We start from the raw sequence: 26975 nt of genomic DNA, 5'->3' as shown, positions 1-26975 counted from the left end.
GGATTTCGGACGCCCAACGAAATATCGAACGTGACGAAGAGGCAACTTCCCCCGCAAGGAGCCGCATCGACATGACAGCCAGCAGCACGCACGACGGCGGACAGTGGAGCAGGCCCGGGCCCTGGAGCGTCAGCCGTCGCCGGCTTCTGGAGGGCGGAGCCGCCGGTTTCGGCGCACTCGCCCTCTCCGCTCTCCCCGCCGCCCTCTCCGCAGGCGCGGTCGCACGTGCCGACGCCGCCCCCGCCGCCTTCGACCCGCCGGCCAACGGCTACCCGGAGTGGAACAACAACCTCACGGTCTTCGACGTCGGTTCGGAGCCTCCCCACACCACGCTCATGCCGTACGCGGACGTCGGCCAGGCCCTGGCCTGCGACCGGACACGTTCCCCGTGGCGGCTCGACCTCGACGGGACGTGGAAGTTCGCCTATGCCGACCGTCCTGACGACCGCGACCCGGACTTCCACAGGACCGACCTCGACGATCACTCCTGGGGCACCATCCCCGTGCCGTCCTGCTGGCAGCTGCACGGTCACGACTTCCCGATCTACACCAACATCACCTATCCCTGGGCGGGCGCCAACGGCCTGGGCGAGGACGCGCAACCGCCCTTCGCCCCCACCCGCTACAACCCCGTCGGGCAGTACAGGCGCACCTTCACCGTCCCGCGCGGCTGGGCCGGACGACAGGTGTTCCTGCACTTCGAGGGCGTGAAGTCCGCCCACTACGTATGGATCAACGGCAAGCCCGTGGGCTACCGCGAGGACTCCTACACCTCCGCCGAGTACGACATCACCCCGCATCTCCAACAGGGCCGCAACCAGATCGCCGTGGAGGTCTACCGTTTCTCCGACGGTGACTGGATGGAGGACCAGGACATGATCCGGCTGAGCGGGATCTTCCGCTCGGTCCACCTCTTCTCCACCCCTGCCGTGCATCTGCGCGACTTCAAGCTCGATACCCCGCTCAGCGACGGTTACACGGCCGCCGAACTGTCCGTCACCGCCTCCGTGCGCGCGTACGGTGAGGCCTCCGGGAGCGGGAAGTACACCGTCGAGACCCAGCTGTACGACGCGGACGGGCACCCGGTCTGGTCCCGCCCGCTGCGGCAGTCCGCCGATGTCGGTTCAGCGCCGGCCGGGAAGGACGTGACCGTACAGTCGGCCAAGGCCGTGCCGAAGCCGGATCTGTGGTCGGCCGAGCACCCGCATCTCTACACCGCCGTCCTGCGGCTGCGCGACCCCGCCGGCCGGGTGACCGAGACGCTGTCGCACCGGGTGGGCTTCCGCGAATTCGCCCTCGTGGACGGGCTGATGCGCATCAACGGCAGACCCGTCTCCCTACGCGGCACCAACCGGCACGAGATGCACCCCGAGCGGGGCATGGCGCTGACCCGCGCGGACATGGTCACGGACATCGAGACCGTCAAGCGGCTCAACATGAACACCGTCCGCACCTCGCACTACCCGAACAACCCGCTGTGGCTGGAACTGGCCGACGTGTACGGCCTGTACCTGGTGGCCGAGACCAACCTCGAGACCCACGGCGTCAACGACCGCTACCCGGGAGACCACGCGGACTGGACGGAGGTGTGTGTGGCCCGCGCCAGGAACATGGTCCACCGCGACAAGAACCACGCCTCCGCCGTCATCTGGTCGCTCGGCAACGAGGCGGGCAGCGGCTCCGCCTTCGTCGCCATGCACGACTGGATCCGCTCCTACGACACGACGCGTGTCATCCAGTACGAGGGCGACGACAGCCCCGGGGTCAGCGACATCTGCTCGGAGATGTACACCCGGCCCGCCCAGGTCCGGGAGCGCGCCGAGGACACCGCCGACACCCGGCCGTTCGTCCTGATCGAGTACTCCCACGCGATGGGCAACTCGAACGGAAACTTCAAGAAGTACTGGGACCTCATCCGCCGCTTCGACGTCCTGCAGGGCGGCTGGATCTGGGACTTCGCCGACCAGGCGCTCACCTGGCCCACCCCCACACGCAAACTCTTCACGGAGGCAGGGCCCGGTGCCGTGAGCGGCCAGATCCTCGCTCCCAGCGGCACCTTCGACCGGGACAAGGGGGTGTACGGGGGTACGGTCTTCGACCGTGACGAGGACCTCGACATCACCGGATCGCTGACGCTCGAAGCCTGGGCCACATCGAAGGCGCTGGGCGGTCATCAGCCGATTCTGGCCAAGGGCGACACCCAGTACGCCCTGAAGCAGACCAATGCGGCACTGGACTTCTTCATCTACTCCGACGGCGAGTGGGTCAGCGCGACCTGGGAGCTCCCGGACGACTGGACCGGCAGCGAGCACCACATCGCGGGCGTCTTCGACGCCGAGGCGGGCACACTGACTCTCTACGTCGACGGCGAGGTCAAGGCCACCCGGGCCGCTTCCAAACCTGCCGACAGCAACTCCGCACCCCTGGCGATCGCCACCGACGCGGACACCTGGACCCGTGAGTTCAGCGGCACGGTCCGGCGGGCGCGCGTCTACGCCCGCGCCCTGAGCGCCACCGAGTTGGCATCGAGCTCCCGGGGCCCGGGCGACGACGACGTGCGGTTCTGGTTCGACGCCGCCACCGTCGGCTTCAAGGAGCGCAAGCCGGCCGAGCGGACGTTCTTCGCCTTCGGCGGTGACTGGGGCGACAACCCCAACGACGGCAACTTCTCCGGTGACGGCATCGTCACCGCCGACCGCGGGCACACCGGCAAGGCCACGGAGATCAAGCAGATCTACCAGGCGATCCAGGCGACGGTCGGCGACGGCGACGCGGCGGCCGGGCGGATCACCGTCACCAACGAGTACCTGTTCACCAACCTGCGTGAGTTCAACGGGAGCTGGGCCCTGGTCGCCGACGGCAAGGAGGTACAGCGCGGAAAGCTCACCCGGGCGCAGCTGGACATCGCGCCCCTGGCCCACAAGACGATCACCGTGCCCCTCACGCTGCCCGAGGATCCGGCGCCCGGCGCCGAGTACTTCATCGAGCTGTCCTTCACCACCAAGGAGCCCACGCGGTGGGCGAAGGCCGGATTCGAGGTGGCCAGGCAGCAACTCGCCCTCGACGCGGGCAGCCCGGCCGTGACACCCGTACCGCTGGACTCCGTGCCCGCGCTGAGCCACCAGGACGACGACGGCTCCGTGACGGTCACCGGTGAGGACTTCTCCGTCACCGTCGACAGGAGCAGCGGAGTCATCACCTCCTACGAGGCGGGTGGCGACCAGCTGATCAGCTCGGGCCCGGCCCCGAACTTCTGGCGCGCCCCCACGGACAACGATGTCGGCAACGGCCAGCCGGCCCGGAACGGCACCTGGCGCTACGCGGGCAGCGAGCGCGAGGTGACCGGATTCGAGGTCCGCGAGATGGGGGACCGGGCCGTCGAGATCTCCGTCAGCGGCACCCTGCCCACCACGACCGAGTCCACGTACACCACCACGTACACGGTCTTCGGCAACGGCGAGATCAAGGTCGACCACACCCTGCACCCGGGCGCCGCGGACCTCCCGTACATCCCGGAGGTCGGCGCACTGCTCCTCCTGCCCGCTCGCCTGGAGCACCTGCGGTACTACGGCCGCGGGCCGGACGAGAACTACTGGGACCGCAACAACGGCACGCAGACGGGGCTCCACTCGGCCACCGTTCCCAGGAGCCGCACTCCGTACCTGCGTCCGCAGGAGCACGGCAACAGGACCGATGTGCGGTGGGTCGCGCTGACGGACAGCAGCGGCAAGGGGCTGCTCGCGTCCGGCGAGCCGCTGATCGAGTTCAGCGCCTCCCACTACACCCCGGAGGACCTGTCGACGGGCGTCCGGCACGACTTCCAGCTGACCCCACGGGACGAAGTCGTCCTACGGCTGAACCACCGGCAGATGGGGGTGGGCGGTGACGACAGCTGGGGTGCGCCTGTCCACGACGAGTTCAAGCTGTTCGCCGACCAGGACTACTCCTACACCTACCGGCTGCGCCCGCTGACCGACCCCGACGGAGCGATGGAGGCGTCGCGCCGGCCGACGTCCACGGAGCTCTCGGCGTAGGGCGTGTTCCGAACGTAGCGCCGTCCGCACGCGGGACCGGTCACCAGTCGTGGCCGGTCCCGCGTGCGGCGGCGAAGCCGCAGAGCACGGGATGCCCTTCGCCCCGGTCAGGGCATCCCGGGAACGGACGAGCCCGCCCGCGCCGCGTCCGCGCCCCAGCTCGCCAGCAGGCGCAGTGCGTCGGCGGACGCCGAGCCGGGCTCCGGGTGATACGCGATCATCGACTGTTCCGCGTCGTCGGGCAGAGCGAACGTCTCGTAGGAGAGGGTGAGTTCACCCACCAGTGGATGGTGCAGCCGCTTGACGCCGTGGCTCTTCTCCTTGACGTCGTGCCTGGCCCACAGCTTCCGGAACTCGTCGCTCTTCACGGACAGTTCACCGACGAGCGCGGAAAGCCGAGGGTCGTCGGGGTGACAGCCCGCGTCCATCCGCAGGTAGCTGACGATGTCGGAGGCCTTCTGGTCCCACTCCACGAACAGGTCCCGGTACTCCGGTTTCAGGAATGTCAGCCGCGCCCAGTTCCGCTCCTGCGGCGGCAGCTGTGACCAGTCACCGAAGACCGCCGCGGCCATCCGGTTCCAGGCCAGGATCTCCGAACGCCGCCCGATGACGTACGCGGGAACGCCGTCCATCGTGTCGAGCAGCTGACTGAGCGGCGCACGCACCCGCTGCTGCCGCGTCGAGGGCTTCTTCTTGTGCTGCTTCGGCTTCGCGAGGTGTGTGAGATGCGCCTGCTCGGCATTGGTCAGCCTCAGCGCGGTCGCGATGGCGCCCAGCACCTCCGCGGAGACGTTCTGTCCGTTGCCCTGCTCAAGACGTGTGTAATACGCCACGGACACTCCGGCCAGCTGTGCCAGCTCCTCGCGGCGCAGCCCCGGGACCCTGCGGTGCCGTCCGAAGTCGGGCAGGCCCACGTCCTCGGGCTTCAGCCGGGCACGCCGGCTGCGCAGGAACTCGCTGAGCTCGGCACGCCGGTCCAGGCCGCGCCCCGTGCCGCCACCGGATCGGGCGTCCGCAGCGGCACCGGCGTCGCTGGCGGGACCGGCGTCGGTGGCCGGACCGCCGTCGGACCACGGCTCGGGTACAGGCTGCTCCTCCATGCATCCAGTATCCACCGTCGTACGCACACGGTCCTGACCCCGCCAGTAGTAGGACCACTGGACGTAGGCAGAACCGTGGCCTGGGCGAATGTGGTGGGAAGGAGGACGGTGGACCGCGTGCCCGGACCGAAAGCTGCCGGGCGCAGACCACTCCTTAGGAGAATTCCGTTATGACCACTGTCGCTGCGTACGCCGCCCCTGCCGCGAAGGCTCCGCTGGAGCGCACCACCATCGAGCGACGCGCGGTCGGTGAGTTCGACGTCCTGATCGACATCAAGTTCGCCGGTATCTGCCACTCGGACATCCACCAGGCCCGCGACGGCTGGGGAGAGGGCATCTTCCCGATGGTCCCCGGTCACGAGATCGCCGGAATCGTCACCGAGACCGGCTCCGGAGTCACCAAGTTCGCCGTGGGCGACCGGGTGGGTGTCGGCTGCATGGTCGACTCCTGCCGTGAGTGCGACAACTGCAAGGCCGGCCTGGAGCAGTACTGCGCACAGGGCAACACCGGCACGTACAACGCCATCGACAGGAGCGGCGCCCCCACCTACGGCGGCTACTCCACGCACATCGTCGTGGACGAGAACTACACCCTGCGCATCCCCGACGGTCTGTCGCTCGACAAGGCCGCGCCGCTGCTCTGCGCCGGGATCACCACCTACTCCCCGCTGAAGCACTGGAACGCTGGGCCCGGAAAGAAGGTCGCCGTCCTCGGCATGGGAGGCCTCGGACACATGGGCGTCAAGATCGCGCACGCCCTCGGTGCGGAGGTGACCGTACTCTCGCAGTCCCTGCGCAAGCAGGAGGACGGGCTGAAGCTGGGAGCCGACCACTACTACGCCACCAGCGACCCGAAGACCTTCGAGGATCTACGCGGCACGTTCGACATCATCCTGTCCACGGTGTCGGCGCCGCTGGACTTCGGGGCCTACCTCTCCCTCCTCAAGACGGACGGCGCTCTGGTGAACGTCGGCGCGCCCGAGGAGCCCATATCCGTCAATCTCTTCTCCCTGATCGGGGGCCGTAAGTCCCTGTCGGGTTCCGGCATCGGCGGTATCCAGGAGACCCAGGACATGCTGGACTTCTGCGCCGAGCACGGACTGGGCGCCGAGATCGAACTGATCGGCGCCTCCGAGGTCAACGAGGCGTACGAGCGCGTGCTGAACAGCGATGTGCGGTACCGGTTCGTGATCGACGCCGCGACCATCTGAGGTTCACCGACCGCCCAACAGCCGCGCCCCGGGATCGTCCCGGGGCGCGGCTGTCCGGTATGCGGCTCAGATGAACATCTGGCTCGTCCCGCCCGATCCGTGCTGTGGCTGCCAGCCGTTGACCAGCAGGTCGAACACCGTGTCCACCACCGTCTGCGGATCGTGCCCGCCCTTGGCCAGGGCCGGGATCTCCAGGACGAACCGGGCCAGTGCCGAGCAGGCGAGATCATCCGCATCCCGGCCGGTCTCCTCCGCGATCGCGGCGCCGAGAGCGCCCGCGTGCCGCATCCACATGCGCTCCCCGTACTCGCGGAGCGCCGGTGTCTCGTCCACCAGCGCCGTGAAGCGGTCCCGGCGTGGATCCGACGCGAGGGACACCCAGGATTTCAGCGCGTGGGCGCGGAGCGCGTCGATCACATCCCGCCCCGGGGGCCGTTCCCGTACGGCGGCGACCAGGGCCGCCTCGACCTCCGCCTCGCGGTCGAAGACCAGTGACTCCTTGCCAGGGAAGTGTGCGAAGAGCGTGGTCGTCGACACGTCGGCTCTCTCGGCGATGTCGCGGACGCTCACGTGGTCGAAACCGTGCTCGAGGAAGAGCTCAAGGGCGGCGTCGGCGATGGCCTGCCTCGTCGCGGCCTTCTTGCGCTCGCGGCGGCCGACGGTCGGAGTTTCGGGCATGGGACCACCGTAGCGCATGAGTGGAACGAACCAGAAACTGGAATGGTTTCAGTTATTGACTCGTTTCTGCTTTGCTGGGGTGCAGGTACCGCACCGGTACCTCCATCAGCTCCGTCACCTCTATCGACGAACGGAACCAGCCATGCACTCTCCGACGCCCGCGAACGCGCGGATCAGCATCATCGGCGCCGGCCCCGGCGGCCTCACCTGCGCACGCATCCTCCAGAAGCACGGCATCGCGGTGACGGTGTACGACCGGGATCCGGATGCCGCCGCCCGTGATCAGGGAGGCTCCCTTGACCTGCACGAGGAGGACGGCCAGCTCGCACTCCGCGAAGCGGGTCTGCTCGCGGAGTTCTTCGCCCTCGCCCGGATCGAGGGGCAGGAAATGCGCGACATGGACCGGTCGGGGCGCGTCGTCGCCCACCATCTGCCGGACGAGGGCGAGACCGCCCGCCCCGAGATCGACCGAGGACAGCTCCGTGACCTCCTGGTGCGCTCACTCGACGCGGGGACGGTCCGGTGGGGACGTGCTCTCGAATCGGTCGGCGGGCCGTCCGACGGGCCGCGCACACTGACATTCACCGACGGGACGACCGTCGAGACCGATCTCGTGATCGGCGCGGACGGAGCCTTCTCCCGCGTCCGCCGTGCGGTGTCCTCCGCGACACCGCGCTACAGCGGGGTCAGCTTCCTGGAGGCGTGGTTCGACGACATGGAGAGTGCCCACCCCGAGCTCTGCGAACTCGTGGGCAAGGGGGGCGCCCACGCCGGCGACGGCGAGCGGGGCCTCTTCGCGCAGCGCAACAGCGGCGGCCACATGCGCGTCTACATCATGCGGCGCGTCCCCGCCGACTGGCTCGCCGCGAGCGGACTCGGGCCCGATGACACCGAAGGCATCCGCGCACAGCTGCTGGACGCGTACGCGGCCTGGTCGCCGCGGATGCTCCGCCTGATCACCGAGAACGACGGCCCCTATGTCGACCGTCCCATCCTCGCCCTGCCCGTGCCCCACACATGGGAGCACTCGCCCACCGTGGCACTCCTGGGGGATGCCGCACACCTCATGCCGCCGCTGGGTGTTGGAGTCAACCTCGCCATGCTCGACGCGAGCGAACTCGCGCTGGCGCTCGCGGACGCCTCCACCGTCGACGACGCCGTGCACCTGTACGAGAAGTCGATGCTCCCGCGTTCGGCGGACATCGCCCGCAAGCTCGAAGGCGGCGCCGAGTTCCTTCTGGCCGCCCCCGGCCCCGACGAGGCGGAGCCGTCCCGCCAGGGCCGGTACTGACGGCGCTCCGCGCGCTCAGCGAAGCGCGGCCACCAGCGCGTCGCTCGCGGAGCACCAGACCTGCCGGGCCTCGCCGAAACCCGCCTCCCGCAGCGTCTCGATGTGCCAGCCGGTGAGTGTGGGGCGGTCACGCGGGGTGCCGTCCGACTTCGGCTGCCGTGGATCGCCCAGCAGCGCGAAGCGCTCGGCCGTGGCATCGGCGAGGAGAGGGTCACGGGACGCCGCGTCCCACCAGTCCGCCCAGTCCACCGCACCCTGTCCGCGCGCCTGCTCCTGGCGGACGGCGTTCAGGGAAGCCAGGGCCGCGTTGATGCGGGGAGCGGACTCGTCACGCATGTGGTCGGCGTTGAGGAAGACGCCGCCCTCACGCAGGACACCCGCAAGGGCACCGTAGAGACGACGCAGCGGCTCGGTGTCCAGCCAGTGCAGGGCGGTGGCCGTCACCACGGCGTCGTAGGACGTGTGGGGAAGACGGCCGGTCCAGGCGGGGTCCGTGAGGTCCGCCTCCACGAAGGTGACCCGGTCGTCGTCGGCGAAGTGACCGCGCGCGATCGTCAGCAGCGTCGGGTCGATGTCGAGGCAGGTGGTGCGGGCTCCGGGCAGCCGCCGCAGCAGCCGGTCGGAGATGCTGCCGGTGCCGCAGGCCAGGTCGAGGACGCGAGGGGTGGGGCCCGCGACGGCCTCGACCGTGTCGAGCATGACCCGGAAGCGCTCCTCCCTGTCCGGCATGTACCACTCCTGCTGGCGGTCCCAACTGGTCTGCCAACGCTGCCATTCGGAGGTGGCCGTTACTGTCATGAGTGAGGATGTTCCCTTCCGTGTACCAGGTGCGGGGCTGACGGGCCCGCGGAGCCGACGCCCAGGTGCCGGGCGCTGAGCAGCAGGCGGGTGGTGCGTGCGCTCGGGGCGGCGAGTACCGCGTCCCGGTCGCCGTGCTCCACGACGGTGCCCGCGTCGAGGACCACCAGGTCCTCGGCCAGCTGCTCGACCAGTCGGAGATCGTGACTGATCCACAGCACAGCTGTTCCGCTCTCCTGGCGGATCCTGATGATCTCCGACGTCACCAGCTCGGTGCTCACCGCGTCGAGCGCGGTGGTGATCTCGTCGCAGATCAGTACGTCGGGCTCGGCGAGCAGGGCCCGGGCGAGCGCCGCGCGTTGCAACTCCCCGCCGGACAACGAACCGGCGTGCCGCGTCGCGTGTTCCGAGGTCAGACCGAGCCGCTCCCAGAGAAGCATCGCCCGCTGTCCGGCCTCCCGCGGGGACAGTCCGTGCAGCAGAACCGCTGTGCGGGCCACCTGGTCGAGGACGGTGCGCCGCTCGTCGAAGGAGTTCCGGACCTCCTGCCATACGTACTGCACGGACCGGACCTGACGCCGGGTCCTGTGCCGTAGGACCGGCAGGGGATCGCCGAACAGGGCGAGGTGGCCCGTACGGCGTTCGTGCAGTCCGGCGAGACACCGGGCGAGGACCGTCTTGCCGCTGCCCGACGGGCCCACGACCGCCGTGCAACCGCCTTCCGGAACCCGCACCGTGACGTCATGGAGCACCTGCCCCCTGTGCCCCGGTCGCAGCCACGCCGACAGTCCCTCCACCTCCAGCGCGGCTCTGACGGCGGGGGAGGCGCCGCTCTGCCGGGGTGGGGGAGCGGCGAGGGGCCGGGCGGGCAGGAGGTCCGCGGTCAGGCCGGCGGCGGTCACCCGCCCCCGGTCCAGGAGCACCGTGCGGGTGGCGACAGCGCGTACCAGTTCGTGGTCGTGGCTGAGCAGCAGGACGGTGATCCCCTCGTCGGTCAGCCGGTTCAGCTCACCCGCCAGCCGCATGCGCGCCACGGTGTCGAGGCCCGTACTGGGCTCGTCGAGCACCACGACACGCGGTCCGCAGGCCAGCACCTGGGCCAGTGCCACCCGCTGCCGCTGCCCACCGGAGAACTGGTGCGGAAAGCGGCGCAGCGTTGCCCTGTCGTCCGCCAGCCCGGCGGTGCGCAACGCCTGGGCGGCGTACCCCACGGCAGTGGAACGCCGGTCGGCTTCCGGGCGGTGGAGACGGGCGAGTTCGGTGAGTACGGACCCTGTCCGCCGGGCCGGATTGAGGGCGTGCGCCGGGTGCTGCGGCATGTAGGCGACCAGTCGGCTGCGTACGCCCGACGCGTCGGGCGCCGGCCCCTCGGCGGACACCACCTCGGTCCCCGCGACCTCGACCGACCCGGTGAGCCGGACACCGGGGGGCGACTCGCCCAGCAGGGCCAGGGCGACCGTGGTCTTCCCACTGCCCGACGGACCCACGAGAGCGGTCACCTCGCCGGGTATGACGGTCAGGTCGACACCGTTCAGCAGGCCGACCGCCCCTGCCCGTGCGGACAGCCCGCGGATCTCGATCACCGGTTCCATGCCGTCGCCTTCCTGCGCGCGCTGTCCGTCCTGTCGGGTCGTTCCTTGCGTTCCTTGCGTTCCTTGCGTTCCGCGCGCGGCAGCAGGCCGTCGGCCAACAGGTTGACGCCGACGGTGAACATCACCAGCATCAACGCGGGCGCGCAGACCGCCCACGGCTGCACGAACAGTGCCTCCCTGCTCGCGGCGATCACCACACCCCAGTCCGGAGACGTCGGATCAAGGCCGAGCCCGAGGAAGTTGGCGGCCGCCACGGTGAAGACCGCCGTTCCGACCCGCGTACCGGCGTCGGCCGCCGCCACCGGCAGCACCGCACGCCCCACGTGTGTGACCAGGATCCGCGCGGACGACTCGCCCTGCAGCCGCATGGCCTCCGCCACCGGCCCGCTGGCCGCGTCCAGAGCCGAAGCCCGCAGCAGACGCGCCACAGCCGGCACATTGAGAGCGGCCACCGCCAGCGCGACAGCGACCGGATGCCCGCGCCAGCCGACACCGATGACACTGATCACCAGGAGCGAGGGGAGAGGCAGCAGCAACTCGACCGGCCGCATGAGTAGATCGTCGAGCCAACGGCTGCGGGACGCGGCAGCCGTCAGACCGAGTGCGCCGCCGATCAGCATGGCCAGGGCCACCGCGGCGCATGCCACACCCAACGCGCTGGTACCCCCACGCAGGATCAGGGCCAGGACATCACGGCCCAGCGCGTCCGTGCCGAGAGGGTGCCCGTCCGACCCCCCGCCGGCGTACGGCATGCCGCCGGACGGAATGTCCGCGTCCACCACGAACGGGCCGGCCACGGCAGCGGTGCACGGCAGGAGCAGCAGCACCACCCCGCCCCACGCGCGCCGCCGGCCGCGTACGAGCCGCCCGGCCTTCACCGCAACACCTCCGTACGGGGCGCCAGCCGCTGGCTGACCAGGTCCGCGGCCAGGTTCAGCAGACACGCGACGGCCGCCAGGGTCAGGGTGAGTGCCTGGACCACGGGTACGTCACGGTTCTGCACGGCCTCCACCAACGCCGTCGCGGTGCCGGGGATGGCGAACACCGCCTCGACCACGAGGACGCCACCCAGCAACTGGTCACCGGTACGGGCCAGTTCCTGCACCCCGGGAACGGCGGCGTTGGGAAGGACGTGCCGCAGCACCAGCCGCAGCCCTGGCACGCCCAGCCGACGGGCCTGCACGGTGTAGCCGGCGCCGAGCGAGGCGACGGTGCCGGCCCGGATCTGCCGGGACAGCACACACACCGTGCGGGCCAGCAGGACCGCCACCGGCAGGACGAACAGCTCGGGCCGCTGCCACCACAGGTCATCGGCCCCCACCCAGGTGGACGGCAGCCAGCCCAGGCGCAGCGAGAACAACGCCACCAGCAGCAGTGCAAGGACGAAGTCGGGCACGGACGTCAGGGTCAGTGTCACGGCGGACAGCGCACGGTCGGTGCGACCACCGGCCCGTAGGCCCGACACCAGACCGATGACGACGGCCGTGGGGACGAGCAGCAGGATCGTGACGGCGGCGAGAGCGGCGGTCGCCCCGACGGAGCGGGACAGCAGGTCGGCGACCTGTCCGCCGCCGACCAGCGAGGTGCCCAGGTCACCGGTGAACACGCCCTGCGCCCAGTCGACGAAGCGTTCCACCAGAGGCCGGTCGAGCCCCATCTGTTCGCGCAGCTGGGCGACCTGGTCAAGGCCGGCCTGCTCGTTGAAGTCGACCGTCGCCGCGTCGCCCGGCAGCAGGTTGGTCAGGAGGAAGACGAGGACGCTGAGGACGGCGAGCTGCACAACGGTCCAGCCGCTCCGGCGCAGGGCGTAGCGCAGCACCTCAGTCCAGCCACACCGTGTCGAACCTGGCCCAGTCCACGGTGTTGGGCTGAGCCTCCTTCACACCCCGCACGGTGTGGGAGATCGCGTTCAGCCACTCGGGGTGCGCCCACAGGACCAGCCCCCCTCGGTCCCGGATCGTCTTCTGCACGGCCCCGTACCGCTGATTGCGCCGTTCGTCGTCCGTGACCGTCTGAGCCGCGGCGAAGGCATCGTCGAAGTCACGGTGTTTCCAGGCGCTGGCGTTCTGTGGCGACTCGGTCAGCAGCCGTTCGCTGATGTAGGTGGGGATGGGCATGGACCCGCAGCGGTGGTTGATCACCGTGCCCGTGGTCAGCGCATCGGTGAAGTACGACTCCGGAGGCCCGTTGGTTGTCTTCACCCGCAGTCCCGCCTCACCGGCCTGCTCCGCGAAGAGGTGGGCAGCCTGCGTGAAGCCGTCCGCGGCGGTCGAGGTGTAGAACGACACCGTCTTGTTGAGCAGGCCGGTCCGCCGCAGCAGTCGCCTCGCTTCGGCCACATCCCGCTCGCGCTGCTCCAGGCCTTCGGGGTAGTACATGTACCCCTCGCCGTAGAGGTCGTTGCCCACCTCGGCGCGGCCGGCGCAGACGACGTCCACCAGTTGCTTGCGGTCGACGAGCAGCTTGACGGCCATCGCCGCGTCCGGATCGTCGAACGGTGCCCGGTCCGTCTTGAGGGCGAAGCCCTGAACTCCGCTGCGCGCCGTGGCCACCACCCGTACCCGGCTGTCGTGCTCGACCGTCCGGGCGAAGGTGGGAGTCATCTCGTGCGCGTAGTGCACCTCACCGCTGCGCACGGCGGCGGCCCGTGCCTCGCTCTCGGCGGACAGGATGCGCACCTCGTCCAGGTGCGGAGCGCCGTTCCAGTGGTCGTCGAAGCGACGGGCGGTGAAGGAACGTCCCGCGGTGAAGGAGACGAACTTGAACGGCCCTGTCCCGACAGGCAGCTTCGGATCGTCCCAGCCGTCGCGGACGATCGCGGTCCCTGTCATGGCCAGAAGTGCGGGGAACTCCGCGTTGGGCCTGGTGAGCCTGATCTCCACGCTTCGCTTGCCCACCGCACGGCAGTTGGCGAGGTCCACATCGGAGAGAGACTTCTTCGCCAGGTGGTCGGCGGCCTTCGGGGTGAGGATCCGCGACAGGCTGTAGAGCACGTCGTCGGCATCGAGGACGTGCCCGTCGTGGAACCGGGCTGTCCGCAGGTCGAACCGCCAGACGCGAGCCGACTTGTCACTCGACCACTCCGTGGCCAGCCGCGGGACGGGACGCAGCTCCATGTCCAGGTCGACCAGCTTGTCGAAGACGGCCTTGTGGCGCGCGATGTCGACGAACTGCCGTTGCGCGTGCGGGTCCATCGTCTCCTTGACACCCCCGCCGGGGAAGGCCGCGCTCAGGCTCCCGCCCTTCTTGGGGGACGAGGACGCGGAGCCGCCGGACGAGCAGCCGACGAGCAGGCCGGCACCGGCGGTCGCAGCCAGGGTGAGAACACTCCGGCGGGTATGGGTGACCGGCATGGGGCGCACCTTCCTGATCGACTCGAACAGTATGTGCGTCTCATAGGTTATTGCCAACTATGTGCAACAGTGCTTTCTGTTGAATGGATCACTCGGTGCGGACGCGGCCCGGCACTTCTGCCCCTGGTCCGGGCCGGGCACCGGGCGCGTCACCACTGACGCCGCACGGCCGCCTTGCTGCCGGTCACCAGACTTGCCGGTGGAACGTCCTCGGCCACGACCGCACCGGCGGCCACGACGGCATCACGGCCGATGGTGACGCCCGGCAGGATCGTGGCACCGGCTCCGATCCATACGTTCTCCGCCACGTCGATCGGCCCGCCGCTCAGCCATTCCCGCCGCTCCCCGGGGTCGACCGGATGGCCGACGGTGATGAACGTGGCCTTCGGCCCGACCATCACGCGTTCGCCGAGGCGGATGCCCGCGTAGTCCAGGAACGTGCAGTTCTGGTTGATGAACACGCGCTCGGCGAGGTCGAGATGGAGTCCGTGGTCGGTGTAGAAGGGCGGGTGGACGGTGGCCTTCGCCGGCATCGGCCTGCCGAGGAGCTGTTCGAACAGATCAGCCTTGCCGGCTTCGTCCTCGAAAGGCAGGACGTTCAGACGGGAAGTGAGCTCGGTGGCCCGCAGGACCCTCTCGGCCATGGCCTGGAACTCAGGGCTGTGGATGCGCATCAGGTGGTCGCTGGACATGCCACGATCCTTTCCGGTGTACGGGTGGCCGGCCTGCACGGAGCACGCCGGCCGGTCATTTCTGCCGTGCCCTGCCGTGCTGTGGCGTCGTGGCCCAGGACGGGAGCCAGACCGGGTCCGAGGGCCTGGGCAGGGTTCCGAGATGGGTGATCACTCCGCGAAGCCCTGGATGGGGATGCGTCCGTCGCAGGAGCAGCGAGAGCGGGTAGGCGAGCGTCGGGTTCACGACAGGGATACGGCGCAGATCGTGGTGCGACGGCCAGATGTACCGGTCGCGCGCCCCGACGAGGGTGGCCACATCCGTGGAGGCCGCGAGGGCGTCCAGGAGTACTTCGTCCCCGAAGTGTGGGCCCGCCGCGTCGATACGCAGATCGAAGTCGGTGGCGAGCTGATCGTAGAACTCCGCCCACTCGCTTCCGGGTGCGATGCCAGGAACCCAGATCCGGTGCGTGCGCAGCTGCGACGGTGTCAGCCGGCGCGCCGAAGCGAGCGGATGCCCCGGACCGACGAGGAGTTCCAGCGGTGAGTCGAACGCGTGGATCATCCGTACCTCGGGCGGCAGCTCCGTCGGGTCGGTGACCGTGCGGAACGAGGCGTCGACATCGCCCGCCTCGACAGCGGCGACCGCCACGCGTGGGTCGTCGACCCGAAGGGTCACCACATCGAGGTCGGTGCCGGGACGTGACTGCCAGTACTCGTGCAGAACAACGGCCTGCGCGCTCCGCAGGCCGAGGACATCGATCCGCAGGGCTCGTGAGCGTGGGCTGACCGCGGCGACCGCGCGCTCGACACCCGCGACGACGCTCCGCGCGTGCGGCAGGAACGCCTGGCCGTCGAGCGTCAGCTCGACCCCTCGGGGGGTACGCGTGAACAGGCGGACTTCGAGCTCGCGCTCCAGGGCGGCGATACGCTTCGAGACCGCCTGCTGCGTCACGCCCAGCTCGTCGGCGGCATGTCCCAGCTGCCCGAGCTCGGCCGCCCGGACGAACGATCGCAGTGCCTCTGTGTCCACCGGTCCACCTTAGGCAGCCACAACTGATCGTTGTGGCTCGGCGGGGACCGGTTGTCGCGGCCGCCCGCGCGCCCCCAAGCTGTCAGGTGCCGCCCAGCAACCCTCCGAGCAGCCCTCCCAGTACACCGCCCAGCCCTCCTGAGGTCTCGCCCGAGGTGTCGGCGTCTCCGCCGGTCTCCGGCGAGGACTGGCCGGCTTCACCATCGTCCGCCGGAGGTTCGGATCCGGTGCCGCTGCCGTCCTCGGGTGCGGGGGCGGTGGGCTCCTTCGCAGGGGTGGTCTCGGCTGCCTCGTCGTCCGCACCGGTCAGCTCGGCCTCCCCGGACGTGGGTGCGGAGGTCCGGGCGCCGGAGGGGGGTGCGGTGGGCCCGGGAGACGCACCGGAAGATGGCGCGAGTGGCAGCCGCACGGTGGACGGAGCCGCCCCGGACGGCTGCGCCGGAGGGGCAGGTGCCGACGAGCCCGGAGTGCCGAGCGTGGGGCCGGCGGACGGCTGTGCCTCCGGCTGGCGTTCCGCGCCCATCGCCCGGGGCAGTTGGAGGAACGGTGCGCTGGAATCACCTCCGACCAGGGCGACCGCGACGGTCGTGGCGTAGCAGGCACAGCAGAGCGCGGCGACCGTCCCCGCACGGCGCCAGGTCCGGTTGCGTCTCCCGGTGGAGTCGACGAACACCGGCCCGCCGCCCGTGCTCTGGTGGCCGCCTCTGCCTGCCTCGCCCTCGTCGTCCCGTATTTCGCTCGCTTCCGCCCCGACCATGCCCATGCGTCTACTTCTCCCTCTGCGTCACCGTGCCGGACCCTGCCTTCAGAGATTCGGTCCCGAAGGCCCCACGGATTGGTCCGATGGCCCTCGCAGCTCGCCCTTGCATCGGTACGAGCCGACCAGGCGCGCAGGGAGCTGTCCGAGGAACCTTCCGCATGCCGAGACAGCCAGGCATCCGGAGCCCCGCCATCCGTATATTCGTACGCATGTCTGCATCGGCCCTGCCCCTGTGCCTCGCGCTGTTCGCGCACTCGGCATGGTGCGTCGACGACGGCCTCTGTCGCGGCTGAACCCCGCGTCGGCGGCGCCGTGCCGCGCCGTCGACAGCCATCTGCCGCCGTCCGCCGAGCATCACCCCGGAGACCTTCGTGACCACCGCGCCACCTGCCGGGCCGGCCGCGCCGCCGCGCGCACTGCCCGCCCTGTTCGTTCCTTCACCCACCTCGGTACCGCGCCCCGAGGCGCCGCCGCTGCCCCCGGTGCGCAGGACACCGCTCGTCGTGTCCGGCCTGCTCGCCGTCGCTCTCACCGTGTACGTGTGGTCCGCGCACGGCGCCGCACCGGGCGTGCTGCTCCTGCTGGGCCTCGGCCTGGGCGTGGCGCTCTTCCACTCCCGGTTCGGCTTCACCTCCGCCTGGCGGCAGCTGATCGCCGTAGGCAACGGTGCCGGGCTTCGGGCACACGCACTGCTGCTCGGGACCACCGCCACACTCTTCGCGCTGATCATCGGTACGAGTACCGGGCTGTTCGGCTCGCAGCCGGCGCCTTCAGCCGGATCGATCGGAGCCGGTCTCGTCGTCGGATCCCTGCTCTTCGCCATCGGGATGCAACTCGGCGGCGCCTGCGCCTCGGGCACCCTGTTCGCCGTCGGCTCGGGACAGACGTCGGTGCTCCTGACCCTCGGCGGCTTCATCGCGGGTGCCACGCTCGCCGCCTGGCAGTTCGACCTGTGGAAGGACCTTCCCGCTTGGGAACCGGTCGTACTCTCCGACCACATCGGCTGGTTCGGCTCGTGGGCGGTGACGATCGCCGCGCTGCTGCTGGTGGTCGTGGTCACCCGGCGCGTGCAGGCCCGCCGCAACCCGCCTCCCCTCGGCGCCGTACCCTCCGCCCGCACCGCCGCCGTACGCGCCTTCCGTGGGTCCTGGCCGCTCGCAGCGGGAGCCCTGGTGCTGGCCGTCCTCGGCGCCGGCGTGCTGCTGGTGTCCGGCGGCGCATGGGGTGTCACCAGCGCGTTCAGCCTGTGGGGTTCGGAACTCGTGGGAGCACTCGGCGGCCACCCGGAGAACTGGAGCTGGTGGCAGCAGGCAGGCAACAAGGAGATGCTGGCGGGCCCTGTCCTGGCCGACAAGACCAGCCTCACCGACATCGGCATCATGATCGGCGCGGCGGTCGCCGCGGCGCTCGGCGGCACCTGGGCCCTGCACCGTGGCATCCCGTGGCGTACGGCAGCCGCGTCGGTGCTCGGCGGAGTGCTGATGGGCGTGGGCGCACGGCTGGCCGGAGGCTGCAACATCGGCGCCTACCTGGCGGGTGTCGCCTCGGGCAGCCTCAGCGGCTGGCTGTGGGGCGCGGTCGCACTGGTGGGTACCTGGCTCGGGCTCAAGCTGCGCCCCCTGTTCGGCCTGGGCAACCCCAAGCCGGGCGACGGCGTCTGCTGATCGCCGGCCCTCCGGGCCGCTCCGCGCCTCCTCTACGATCGTCCGCGTGTGCGCAAACGTCATAGTCGCTGAAGACGACGCGAAACAGGCCGAGCTGGTCCGCCGCTACCTCGAACGTGAGGGCCATGCCGTCACGTTGGTGTCCGACGGGCTCTCCGCCCTCGAACAGGCGCGGCAGGGGGCGCCGGACCTGCTCGTGCTCGACGTGATGATGCCGCGCGCCGACGGCCTCGACGTGGTGCGTGTACTGCGCGCCGAGGGACGCGAGCTGGCGGTCCTCATGCTGACCGCCCGTGCCACGGAGGACGATCTGCTGCTCGGGCTCGACCTGGGGGCGGACGACTACATGACCAAGCCCTACAGCCCGCGCGAGCTCATGGCGCGCGTGCGTACGCTCCTGCGCCGCACCCGGCGGGACAGCGGCCCCGAACAGACGCATGTGCTGCGGGTGGGCTCACTCGCCGTCGACCCCGTTCGTCACGAGGTGGCCGTCGAAGGCACGGGCGTCGAGTGCACACCGGGGGAGTTCCGGCTCCTCTCGGCGATGGCCGCCGAGCCCGAACGGGTATTCACCCGGGAGCAGCTGCTCGCCGAACTCCACGGATTCGACCGGTACATCAGCAGCCGCACCGTCGATGTGCACATCATGAACCTCCGCAAGAAGATCGAGCGCGAGCCCCGGCGCCCGACACGGCTGCTCACCGTCTTCGGAGTGGGCTACAAACTCATGGACCCGTTGAAGGGCTCCCATGTCCCGGCGCGCTGAGCGAGGCGGGAAGCGCCTGCGGCTCCCTCTGCGCAAGAGCCTCCTCGGCCGGCTCCTGGCGGTGTCCGCGCTCGTCGCGGCCTGTTCGGTCGCCGCGACCGCGTGGCTGGCCGTGCAGACCACATCCGGCGCGATCGAGCAGGAGCAGGGCCGCAACCTCGCCGCCGACACCCGCGTCCTCGACGCCCTGCTCGGCTACGCGGCCGAACACCCCTCCTGGGACGGCGTGGGCGACACGGTGGCCGAGCTGGCCGACTCGTCCGACCGGCGGATCACGCTGACGACGCAGAGCCGCGAGATCCTCGCCGACTCCGCCGCCTCCTCGCCCCCGCCCCCGGCGCTTCCGCCCGAGGCGTCGGCGGTCGTGGATCCGCTGTCCGTGGCGGCCACGTCCTCGGGAGCGGATTCCGGTTCGGGTTCCGTGACCGTAGCGGCGCCCGGCACGGACGGGGAGCAGCGCTCCGGCAGCGACCGGGTCGACCCGCGGGCCGTCGGACCGTTCAGGCTGCCGAAGGCGGAACGTACGTCGCTGACGCGCACCGCAGAGGAGGCGGTGCGCTGCCTCAGCCGTTCGGGGATCGCCTCGGACGTCGTCGAGGGCCCGAGCGGCAGGCCCCGTATCCAGGTCGTGGGCAACGACCCCGACCGCGTGCGCGGCAGCCTGTGTTCGACGGATGCCCTGGACACCCCCACCAGAACGGAGACCAAGGCGCTGACCGCACTCAACGAGTTGGTCAATGCCTGCCTGGACCGGCAGGGGCGTGAAGCCGTACAGCTCGATCTCGACCTCTCGTGGAACACGGGCACGGAGGAGCCGGCCGTCGCGTCGCCCGTGCCGACGGCGCGTCCGGACGTCAGCGTCCCGAGGGAATCGCCGTCGGCGGCCCCCACCTCCCTGGACAGCGAGAACGACCGCGACATCGCCTCATGCGTCGCCATCGCCCGTCAGGAGCAGCTCAGTTCCTACGTGGCCTCGCCGGCGCTGCTGTTCATCAGCGACCCGGGCGGCGGCGCGGTGCCCGGCTTCGAGCTGTCCCCCGCGAACACCGTCAACATCATCGGGGCAGCGGCGCTCGTCCTCGCGCTCACCGTCGGCGCGTCGGTCCTTGCGGGCATCCGGCTGGTGCGGCCGCTGCACGCGCTCACGGGTGCGGCCCAGCGCATGCGGGACGGAGAGGATCCCTCGCAGGTGGTGGTCGCCGCCGACAACGAGATCGGCCGCCTGGCCACCGCCTTCAACGACATGTCGGCACACCGCGCCAGGCTGGAGGAGCAGCGCAAGGTGATGGTCAGCGACGTCGCGCACGAACTGCGCACCCCGCTGAGCACCATCCGGGGGTGGCTGGAGGGCGCCCAGGACGGCATCGCCGAGGTGGACGCGACGCTCATCTCCTCGCTCCTGGAGGAGGCGGTGCAGTTGCAGCACATCATCGACGACCTCCAGGACCTGTCGGCGGCCGACGCCGGCGCGCTGCGTCTGCACCCCGAACCCGTACGGATCGAGGACCTGCTCAGCCATGCGGTGGCGGCCCACCGGACGCAGGCCGAGGCAGCCGGAGTCGGGCTCGCCGTGGCAGCCCCGGACGGCGACGAGCCTGCCCCCGAGCTCACGGCCGACCCGGTCCGGCTGCGGCAGGCGATCGGCAACCTGGTCTCCAACGCCGTACGCCACACCGCGCCGGGAGGGCGGGTGACGCTGCGCGCCTACGGGACCGGAGCAGGGTCCGGGTCCGAAACCGGGTCCGGCGGAGCCGACCGGGAAGTGGTGCTCGAGGTCGCCGACACCGGCAGCGGCATAGCACCCGATGACCTGCCCTACGTCTTCGACCGGTTCTGGCGCGCGGAGAAGTCACGCAGCCGCCGTACCGGAGGCAGCGGCCTCGGGCTGGCGATCGTCCGCAAACTCATCGAGGCGCACGGCGGCACGGCCGGTGTGGTCAGCACGGTGGGCCAGGGGACGGTGTTCACGCTGCGGCTCCCGTCGGCCGGCCCTGATCCGATGAACACAGCGGTCTGACAGCTTCCTCACAACTCCACACCAGGCTGTGGGCATGCCCGGCGCCCGACGCGCATCCGTGCGTGGGCACCACCAACGCCGAGCTGGAATCGGAGTTCTTCATGTCCATTCGCCCGACCCTGCGCACCGCAGTCCTCGCCGCTGTCGGACTCGGAGCTGTGCTGCTCCCGTCCGCCGCCGCCGTCGCGGACGACAGCACCCCCAAGGCGGTGCCCGCCGAGCGCAGCGAGTCCCCCAGCGCCGCCCCCAGGGGCGCCGAGCCCAGCGAGGAGCCGACCGCCGTCCCCGCCGAGTCCGTGCCGGCCGGCACGGTGCCGCGGGGCGGCGTCGACGCGGGGGAGCGTCCGGCCCAAGGAGCCGACGACACCGCGCTGTACGGTTCCGCGGCCGGCGCGGTGCTGCTCGCGGGCGCCGGCGTCCTCGTGATGCGCCGCCGGTCCGCCGCACAGCGCAACGGCTGATATCCCGCACGGTGGCGCCGCTCCCCGCCGGGGAGCGGCGCCATCCGCCGTCAGGCTCCCCCTGCTTTTCGCCCGCCCTCGCACCGGAGTGCTCATGCCCTTTACACCCCACTCGTCACGTCGGACGGTCCTGTCCGTCGCGGCAGCCGCTCTGCTGCTCGCCCCGGTCACCGGCTGCGGCGGGGCCGACGCGCCCGAACCGTCCGGGCGGATGGCATCGCACGCGGCCCAGTCGTCGGAGGCTCCGCCGTCACCCGACGCGCCCAAGGCAGCGGCACCCACACAGCTGTCCGTCCCGTCGCTCGGGATAGACAGTGAGCTCCTGAGGCTGGGACTCAACGACGACGGCACGGTCGAGGTCCCACCGGCCGACAAGGGCATGACCGCCGGCTGGTACGCGGGCGGTGCCGTGCCCGGTCAGCCCGGTGCCGCGGTGCTCATCGGCCACAACGACACACGGTTCGGCAAGGCCGTCTTCCACGACCTGCACAAGATCGCCAAGGGTGCCGACATCGCCGTGTCCGACGGGGGAGGGAAGGAGGCTCATTTCACGGTCACCGGCACGGAGAGCGTGAGCAAGCAGGCCTTCCCCACGAAGAAGGTCTACGGCGCCACGGGCGAGCCGGTGCTGCGCCTGATCACCTGCGACGGAGACTTCGACCCCGACGGTCACCCCGTGGACAACCTCATCGTCTACGCGCGGCTGCGCTGACGGGAGCGGCTCTCACGGCCCCGGCGGAGCCGCCCGCCGGGGCGGCGGATCGTGCTCCGCACGGGTGACGGCGACCAGGGCCAGATCATCGGCCAGCACGCCGTCCGTATGGGCGTGGACCGCCAGGGCGAGCCTGTCCACGACGGCCTGTGGTCCACGGCGCCACGACTCCCGCAGGTCCGCGTCCGGTGCGTAGAAACGCCCGTCGGCGTCGCGGGCCTCCAGGAGCCCGTCGGTGCACAGCAGGAGCAGATTCCCCGGCCCGAAGGGACGTGACTCCTCCATCCACGGGCCTGTGTCGAATTCGCCCAGCCCCAGGGGAAGCCCTGGATGTTCGGGCTCCCAGACCCGCAGGGCGGTCCCGCTCACCAGATAGGCCGGACAGTGTCCGCGGCTGATCAGGCGCACCTCCGTGCCGTCGTCCGAGATCTGCGCGATGGCGGCCGTGATGAAGTGCTCATCGAAGTGCGCACCGCTCCTGTCGCGGTCACCGCCATCGCTGACCGCGGCGGTCTCCTGGGTGTGACGGGCCACCGCCTCGTCGAGCCGGCGGGCCAGCTCGACGAGGGTCGGGGTGTGGTGGGCGGCTTCGTGGAAGCTGCCCACCAGGGCCGCCACGTCGGGAATGGAGTGCAGGCCCTTGCCGCGTACGTCCCCGATGAGCAGGCGCACACCGTGCGGAGTGTGCTCCGCCGCGTACAGGTCGCCCCCGACGGACGCGGCGGCGGACGCGGCCTCGTAGCGCACCGCGATCCAGGTGTTTCCCCACCACGCCCGTACGGGTGGCAGCACCGCGCGCTGGGCGCTCTCCGCCACCCGCTCGGCGCCCACCAGCCGGCGCTGCACCGACAGCCGTAGCCCGCACAGCGGTACGGACGCCCAGGCGAGGACCAGCAGGGCGATGTAGTCGACCACGGCGTGCTCACCGTCGGACGCCAGGTGCCTCGCGAAGAGGAACACCAGACCGGCCAGACTGTTGAGCGCGGCGACCGCGACCACGGCCCGCATCGAGTACACACAGGCCGCGATCATGGAGCTGAGGATCAGGAACACGTCCCCGCTGATCGCTCCCGGCGTGGGCAGGTCGACCGCCAGCGCGAGCGCCACCATCGCCAACGGCGCGAACGGTGTCCACCGGGGGAGCAGGTCGCTCTCGTTCTGCGGTGCGTGCGAGGGCAGCCCTGTCGCGCGGCGGTACGGGCTCACGGGGTCGCCTCCGGGGTGAAACGGGCAGGCCGCCGCAAGGCAGGCCGTGCGTTCTCGCTCGATCTTGGTACGGGGAGCCCGCTCCCGCACGCGGAACGGGTGTTCGCGGTCCGTCGCGAGTCTTGACGAGTACACGCAGCCGGGCGAAGAATGATCGCGCAGTGCGCTGACAACGTTGTCTACGGTCGAGAGGCGCTCATTCCATGAGATGGACCCACTGGATTCGCGGTGCGGGGACGGTGGCCGCCACGGCCGCCCTCATCGGCGGCGCCGTCGCCGCACCTGCCGTGGCGGACGGAGGGCGGCACGCCGAGCGTGCCCGGCTCACCGATCTCGTCAATCCCTTCATCGGCACCGAGAACGAGGGCAACACCTACCCGGGCGCCGCGGTGCCCTTCGGCATGGTGCAGTTCTCGCCCGACACCGGGCACAACACGGGCTACGACTACTCGGAGAACCACATCAGGGGCTTCTCCACCGTCCATATCTCCGGTGTGGGCTGCGGCCTCGGCGGTGACCTCCCGGTGCTGCCGACGACCGGTGACATCACCTCGACGGACAACGCGCAGTACGAGGCCGAGTTCAGCCATGACGACGAGAAGGCGAGCCCCGGCACCTACGAGGTCGCCCTCAAGACGGGCATCAAGGCGGAGCTGAGCGCCACCGAGCGCACCGGAGTGCAGCGCTACACCTTCCCCGCCACGGACAAGGCCAACGTCCTCATCAACGCCGGCCAGTCGCTGCACAAGACCGAGAACACCGACGTCGAGATCCTCGACAACCGCACCGTGCGTACGGCCATCACCGGCAGCGGCTTCTGCCAGGACACCAAGCCGTACACGGTCTACACCATCACCCGCTTCGACCGGCCGTTCACCACATCCGGCACCTGGAAGGGTGACAAGGTCACCACCGGGTCCACGTCCTCATCGGCGGACGACGAGCGAAACGGCGCGTTCGTACGGTTCGACACGTCCAAGGACCGCACGGTCGAGGCGACCACCGCGATCTCCTACGTGGACGCCGAGGGTGCCGCACGCAACCTCCACGCCGAAGGCGGCCGTTCGTACGACGGTGTCGCGCACGCCGCGCGGGCCGCCTGGGAGGACCGCCTCGGCGACGTCCGGGCGCAGGGCGGCAGCGAGACCCTGCGGCGGACCTTCTACTCGTCGCTCTACCGGTCCTTCCTCGCGCCGAACATCGGCAGCGACGTCGACGGCCGCTACACCGGCTGGGACCAGAAGACCCACCGGGCCAAGGGATTCACCTACTACCAGAACTGGTCGCTCTGGGACACCTACCGGACCCAGGCCCAGCTCCTGTCGCTGCTCGCACCGCACGAGTCCCGTGACATGGCCATCTCCGTCATCAAGATCGACGAGGACAGCGGCTGGCTGCCCAAGTGGGGCTACGGCACGGTCGAGACGAACATCATGACCGGTGACCCGGTCACGCCGTTCCTCACCAACGCCTACCAGCAGGGGCTGCTCAAGGGGTACGAGGAACAGGCCTACCGCGCGCTGAAGAAGAACGCCGACGGTGTGCCTCCCGCCGACTCCGCTCCCGTGGGCCGCGAGGCCAACAAGGAGTACCTCGCCGACGGCTTCGCGCCGTACATCAAGGACCGCGCCCATGTGAAGCCCGGTGACTCCGACTACGACCACGGTGCCTCCGCGACCCTGGAGTACGCGCTGTCCGACGCGATGCTCGGGCAGATGGCCAAGGAACTGGGGCACGAGGACGACGCGGCGCGGTACACGGAGCGGGCGCAGAACTACCGCAAGATCTTCGACAGTTCCACCGGCTTCTTCCGGGCCCGGGACGAGAACGGTGACTTCACAGGACCCGTGGACCCGGCGGAGAGCGAGGGCTTCCACGAGGGCACGTCCTGGCAGTACCAGTGGCTCGTGCCGCAGGACCTGCCCGGCATGGTCGACCTGATCGGTGGCACCGCGTCCGCCAACGAACGGCTCGACTCCTTCTTCGCCTACGAGCAGCTGCTCGAGGACCCGGCGAAGACCGCCGCCGAGGTGTGGGTGAACGGACCGTACGACTACTACAACGCGGACAAGTACAACCCGCAGAACGAACCCGACCTGATCGCCCCGTACACCTACCTCTCCACCGGTCAGCCCTGGAAGACGACCGACGTGGTGCACGCCGCGCTCACGCTCTTCACGGACACCCCGACCGGGATGACGGGGAACGACGACCTGGGGACGATGTCCGCCTGGAACGTCCTCTCCTCGATCGGGATCTTCCCGGTCCAGCCGGGGACCGACACCTGGGGCCTGTCGACCCCCGTCTTCGAAAGGGTGGACCTGACCCTCGACCGGCGTTACTACCCCAAGGGCAGCCTGACCGTGAAGGCCCCGGGCACCTCCGACTCCGCGCGCTACATCCAGTCGGCGCGGACGGACGGGGACGCGTACGGGAAGACGTATCTGACCACCGAGGACATCCGCCGCACCCGCGACCTGTCCTTCGAGGTCGGCACGGAACCCTCGCAATGGGGCACATCGGCGGACTCGGCACCGCCCGCCCTGAAGTGACACGCTGAAGCTCTCCGTGCCGCGGGACCCGCCTCTCGCCGAGGGGCGGGTCCCGCGCTGCGTGGAGACGTTCAGCCGTTGAACCGGTCCGGGTCGAACCCGGTGCGCTCGTCGCGGTTCAGGGCACTGATCTCGCCCATGTCCCCTTCGGTGAGCTCGAAGTCGAAGAGGTCGAAGTTCTGCTGGATACGCCGCAGGGTCACCGACTTGGGGAACACGATGTCCCCGCGCTGCAGATGCCAGCGCAGTGTGACCTGCGCCGTCGACTTGCCCACCCGCTCCGCGATACGCGCGAGCGTGGGGTCGTCGAGCACCTTGCCCTGTGCGATCGGCGACCAGGCCTCCGTCGCGATGCCGTGTTCGGCGTCGAAGGACCTGACGGTGTCCTGGGTGAGGTAGGGATGCACCTCGATCTGGTTGACGGCGGGCACCACGGTGCCGCCGTCCAGCAGCCGGCGCAGGTGGTGCGGCTGGAAGTTCGATACGCCGATGGCCTTGACACGGCCTGAGCGGTAGATCTCCTCCAGCGCCTTCCAGGTCTCCACGAAGTCGCCCTTGTCGGGCAGCGGCCAGTGGATGAGGAAGAGGTCGAGATGGCCGAGCTGGAGCCTCTCCATGGTGCGCTCGAACGCCTTGAGGGCGTCGTCGTACGGATGGGCGTCGTTGTCCAGCTTGCTGGTGACGAAGACGTCGGAACGGTCGAGGCCCGAGTCACGGACCGCCTGGCCGACCTCCTGTTCGTTGCCGTACATCTGCGCCGTGTCGATGTGCCGGTAGCCGGTCTCCAGGGCCGCCAGGGTGGTTTCGCGGGTCTCTTCCGGCGGGATCTGGAAGGTCCCGAAGCCGAGCTGGGGGATCTCCACACCGTTGTTGAGCGTGATGGCGGGTACCGAGGACACGGATGACTCCTTCTCGTCGGTGTTCGGGTCGGCGGCACCGGTGGCCACGGGTGACGGCTCAGCCCGTGGATCCTTACGGCCCCGCAGCGGAACGCTGCATTCCGCCCTCTCTGTGGGGTACCCGACACCAACCACCGCAAACAGGTTGAAACAGGTAATCAGTGGCCTGGGGATATG

The 26975-nt window shown here is 70.3% G+C and carries 21 protein-coding genes; 9 read left to right on the top strand and 12 right to left on the bottom strand.

What is annotated here, in order from left to right; translation table 11 throughout:
• The first annotated feature begins 71 nt into the window (after positions 1-71).
• Entirely contained in the window at positions 72-4034 is a 3963-nt protein-coding gene (locus tag OG623_RS01120; RefSeq protein ID WP_406143423.1) for a glycoside hydrolase family 2 TIM barrel-domain containing protein, read from the top strand.
• A gap of 107 nt (positions 4035-4141) precedes the next feature.
• Here the strand turns inward: OG623_RS01120 and OG623_RS01115 are convergent, their stop codons facing one another.
• Positions 4142-5134, bottom strand: coding sequence for a helix-turn-helix domain-containing protein (locus OG623_RS01115; RefSeq protein ID WP_406143421.1), 993 nt, complete (start codon positions 5132-5134; stop codon positions 4142-4144).
• 170 nt (positions 5135-5304) lie between these two features.
• Between OG623_RS01115 and OG623_RS01110 the strand changes: the two genes are divergently transcribed.
• Positions 5305-6345, top strand: coding sequence for an NAD(P)-dependent alcohol dehydrogenase (locus tag OG623_RS01110; RefSeq protein ID WP_406143420.1), 1041 nt, complete (start codon positions 5305-5307; stop codon positions 6343-6345).
• 66 nt (positions 6346-6411) lie between these two features.
• On the opposite strand, the gene OG623_RS01105 is transcribed toward OG623_RS01110, so the two are convergent.
• Positions 6412-7023 (bottom strand): TetR/AcrR family transcriptional regulator, encoded by a 612-nt coding sequence (locus OG623_RS01105; protein WP_406143419.1) that lies wholly within the window; start codon positions 7021-7023, stop codon positions 6412-6414.
• Positions 7024-7165: 142 nt separating this feature from the next.
• On the opposite strand from OG623_RS01105, the gene OG623_RS01100 reads away from it, so the two are divergent.
• The gene (locus OG623_RS01100; protein WP_406143418.1) at positions 7166-8314 is read left to right on the top strand and encodes an FAD-dependent oxidoreductase; all 1149 of its coding nucleotides are present in this window, start codon (positions 7166-7168) and stop codon (positions 8312-8314) included.
• Positions 8315-8329: 15 nt separating this feature from the next.
• On the opposite strand, the gene OG623_RS01095 is transcribed toward OG623_RS01100, so the two are convergent.
• The 8 genes from OG623_RS01095 to OG623_RS01060 form a co-directional block, all read right to left on the bottom strand.
• The gene (locus OG623_RS01095) at positions 8330-9112 is read right to left on the bottom strand and encodes a class I SAM-dependent methyltransferase (protein WP_406143416.1); all 783 of its coding nucleotides are present in this window, start codon (positions 9110-9112) and stop codon (positions 8330-8332) included.
• Positions 9109-10704: an ABC transporter ATP-binding protein gene (locus OG623_RS01090; protein ID WP_406143415.1), complete on the bottom strand. Its 1596-nt coding sequence runs from the start codon at positions 10702-10704 to the stop codon at positions 9109-9111. Before OG623_RS01090 ends, OG623_RS01095 begins: the two co-directional genes overlap by 4 nt.
• Entirely contained in the window at positions 10692-11582 is an 891-nt protein-coding gene (locus OG623_RS01085; protein ID WP_406143413.1) for an ABC transporter permease, read from the bottom strand. Before OG623_RS01085 ends, OG623_RS01090 begins: the two co-directional genes overlap by 13 nt.
• Complete coding sequence (locus tag OG623_RS01080; protein ID WP_406143411.1) at positions 11579-12523, bottom strand: ABC transporter permease; 945 nt, start codon at positions 12521-12523, stop codon at positions 11579-11581. The genes OG623_RS01085 and OG623_RS01080 overlap by 4 nt, the downstream gene beginning before the upstream one ends.
• Before the next feature lies 1 nt (position 12524).
• Positions 12525-14057: an ABC transporter substrate-binding protein gene (locus OG623_RS01075; protein WP_406143409.1), complete on the bottom strand. Its 1533-nt coding sequence runs from the start codon at positions 14055-14057 to the stop codon at positions 12525-12527.
• 149 nt (positions 14058-14206) lie between these two features.
• Positions 14207-14749 carry a DapH/DapD/GlmU-related protein gene (locus OG623_RS01070; protein ID WP_406143408.1) on the bottom strand — a complete coding sequence of 181 codons (543 nt, stop codon included), beginning with the start codon at positions 14747-14749 and terminating at the stop codon, positions 14207-14209.
• A gap of 55 nt (positions 14750-14804) precedes the next feature.
• Positions 14805-15761 (bottom strand): LysR family transcriptional regulator, encoded by a 957-nt coding sequence (locus OG623_RS01065; protein WP_406143407.1) that lies wholly within the window; start codon positions 15759-15761, stop codon positions 14805-14807.
• An 82-nt stretch (positions 15762-15843) separates the two neighbouring features.
• Positions 15844-16524, bottom strand: coding sequence for a hypothetical protein (locus OG623_RS01060; RefSeq protein ID WP_406143406.1), 681 nt, complete (start codon positions 16522-16524; stop codon positions 15844-15846).
• Between the two features lie 368 nt (positions 16525-16892).
• On the opposite strand from OG623_RS01060, the gene OG623_RS01055 reads away from it, so the two are divergent.
• The 5 genes from OG623_RS01055 (at position 16893) to OG623_RS01035 (ending at position 22141) form a co-directional block, all read left to right on the top strand.
• On the top strand, positions 16893-18185 hold the full coding sequence (locus tag OG623_RS01055; protein ID WP_406143404.1) for a YeeE/YedE family protein: 1293 nt from the start codon (positions 16893-16895) through the stop codon (positions 18183-18185).
• A gap of 46 nt (positions 18186-18231) precedes the next feature.
• Entirely contained in the window at positions 18232-18951 is a 720-nt protein-coding gene (locus OG623_RS01050; RefSeq protein ID WP_406143402.1) for a response regulator transcription factor, read from the top strand.
• Positions 18935-20968 (top strand): sensor histidine kinase, encoded by a 2034-nt coding sequence (locus OG623_RS01045; RefSeq protein ID WP_406143401.1) that lies wholly within the window; start codon positions 18935-18937, stop codon positions 20966-20968. Before OG623_RS01050 ends, OG623_RS01045 begins: the two co-directional genes overlap by 17 nt.
• 101 nt (positions 20969-21069) lie before the next feature.
• Entirely contained in the window at positions 21070-21429 is a 360-nt protein-coding gene (locus OG623_RS01040; RefSeq protein WP_406151617.1) for a hypothetical protein, read from the top strand.
• Positions 21430-21523: 94 nt separating this feature from the next.
• Positions 21524-22141 carry a class F sortase gene (locus OG623_RS01035; RefSeq protein WP_406143400.1) on the top strand — a complete coding sequence of 206 codons (618 nt, stop codon included), beginning with the start codon at positions 21524-21526 and terminating at the stop codon, positions 22139-22141.
• A gap of 12 nt (positions 22142-22153) precedes the next feature.
• Here the strand turns inward: OG623_RS01035 and OG623_RS01030 are convergent, their stop codons facing one another.
• A complete protein-coding gene (locus OG623_RS01030) occupies positions 22154-23347 on the bottom strand; it encodes a PP2C family protein-serine/threonine phosphatase (protein WP_406143398.1) in 1194 nt (397 codons plus the stop codon).
• A gap of 203 nt (positions 23348-23550) precedes the next feature.
• Here OG623_RS01030 and OG623_RS01025 point away from each other — a divergent pair, with 203 nt between their 5' ends.
• Positions 23551-25899, top strand: a complete 2349-nt coding sequence (locus OG623_RS01025; RefSeq protein ID WP_406143397.1) for a GH92 family glycosyl hydrolase — start codon at positions 23551-23553, stop codon at positions 25897-25899.
• A 71-nt stretch (positions 25900-25970) separates the two neighbouring features.
• On the opposite strand, the gene OG623_RS01020 is transcribed toward OG623_RS01025, so the two are convergent.
• Positions 25971-26798 (bottom strand): aldo/keto reductase, encoded by an 828-nt coding sequence (locus tag OG623_RS01020; protein ID WP_406143396.1) that lies wholly within the window; start codon positions 26796-26798, stop codon positions 25971-25973.
• Between the last annotated feature and the right edge of the window lie 177 nt (positions 26799-26975).

The organism is Streptomyces sp. NBC_01012 (assembly GCF_045162755.1).
In the GTDB taxonomy this organism is placed as follows: Bacteria; Actinomycetota; Actinomycetes; order Streptomycetales; family Streptomycetaceae; genus Streptomyces.
The sequence above is the reverse complement of the archived record's forward strand: the minus strand, read 5'-3'. Positions and strand labels throughout refer to the sequence as shown.

Excerpts from the sequence above, each read along its gene's own strand:
- OG623_RS01120 (WP_406143423.1), top strand. The coding sequence starts at position 72 with ATGACAGCCAGCAGCACGCACGACGGCGGACAGTGGAGCAGGCCCGGG.
- OG623_RS01115 (WP_406143421.1), bottom strand. The coding sequence starts at position 5,134 with ATGGAGGAGCAGCCTGTACCCGAGCCGTGGTCCGACGGCGGTCCGGCC.
- OG623_RS01110 (WP_406143420.1), top strand. The coding sequence starts at position 5,305 with ATGACCACTGTCGCTGCGTACGCCGCCCCTGCCGCGAAGGCTCCGCTG.
- OG623_RS01105 (WP_406143419.1), bottom strand. The coding sequence starts at position 7,023 with ATGCCCGAAACTCCGACCGTCGGCCGCCGCGAGCGCAAGAAGGCCGCG.
- OG623_RS01100 (WP_406143418.1), top strand. The coding sequence starts at position 7,166 with ATGCACTCTCCGACGCCCGCGAACGCGCGGATCAGCATCATCGGCGCC.
- OG623_RS01095 (WP_406143416.1), bottom strand. The coding sequence starts at position 9,112 with ATGACAGTAACGGCCACCTCCGAATGGCAGCGTTGGCAGACCAGTTGG.
- OG623_RS01090 (WP_406143415.1), bottom strand. The coding sequence starts at position 10,704 with ATGGAACCGGTGATCGAGATCCGCGGGCTGTCCGCACGGGCAGGGGCG.
- OG623_RS01075 (WP_406143409.1), bottom strand. The coding sequence starts at position 14,057 with ATGCCGGTCACCCATACCCGCCGGAGTGTTCTCACCCTGGCTGCGACC.
- OG623_RS01070 (WP_406143408.1), bottom strand. The coding sequence starts at position 14,749 with ATGTCCAGCGACCACCTGATGCGCATCCACAGCCCTGAGTTCCAGGCC.
- OG623_RS01060 (WP_406143406.1), bottom strand. The coding sequence starts at position 16,524 with ATGGGCATGGTCGGGGCGGAAGCGAGCGAAATACGGGACGACGAGGGC.
- OG623_RS01045 (WP_406143401.1), top strand. The coding sequence starts at position 18,935 with ATGTCCCGGCGCGCTGAGCGAGGCGGGAAGCGCCTGCGGCTCCCTCTG.
- OG623_RS01040 (WP_406151617.1), top strand. The coding sequence starts at position 21,070 with ATGTCCATTCGCCCGACCCTGCGCACCGCAGTCCTCGCCGCTGTCGGA.
- OG623_RS01035 (WP_406143400.1), top strand. The coding sequence starts at position 21,524 with ATGCCCTTTACACCCCACTCGTCACGTCGGACGGTCCTGTCCGTCGCG.
- OG623_RS01025 (WP_406143397.1), top strand. The coding sequence starts at position 23,551 with ATGAGATGGACCCACTGGATTCGCGGTGCGGGGACGGTGGCCGCCACG.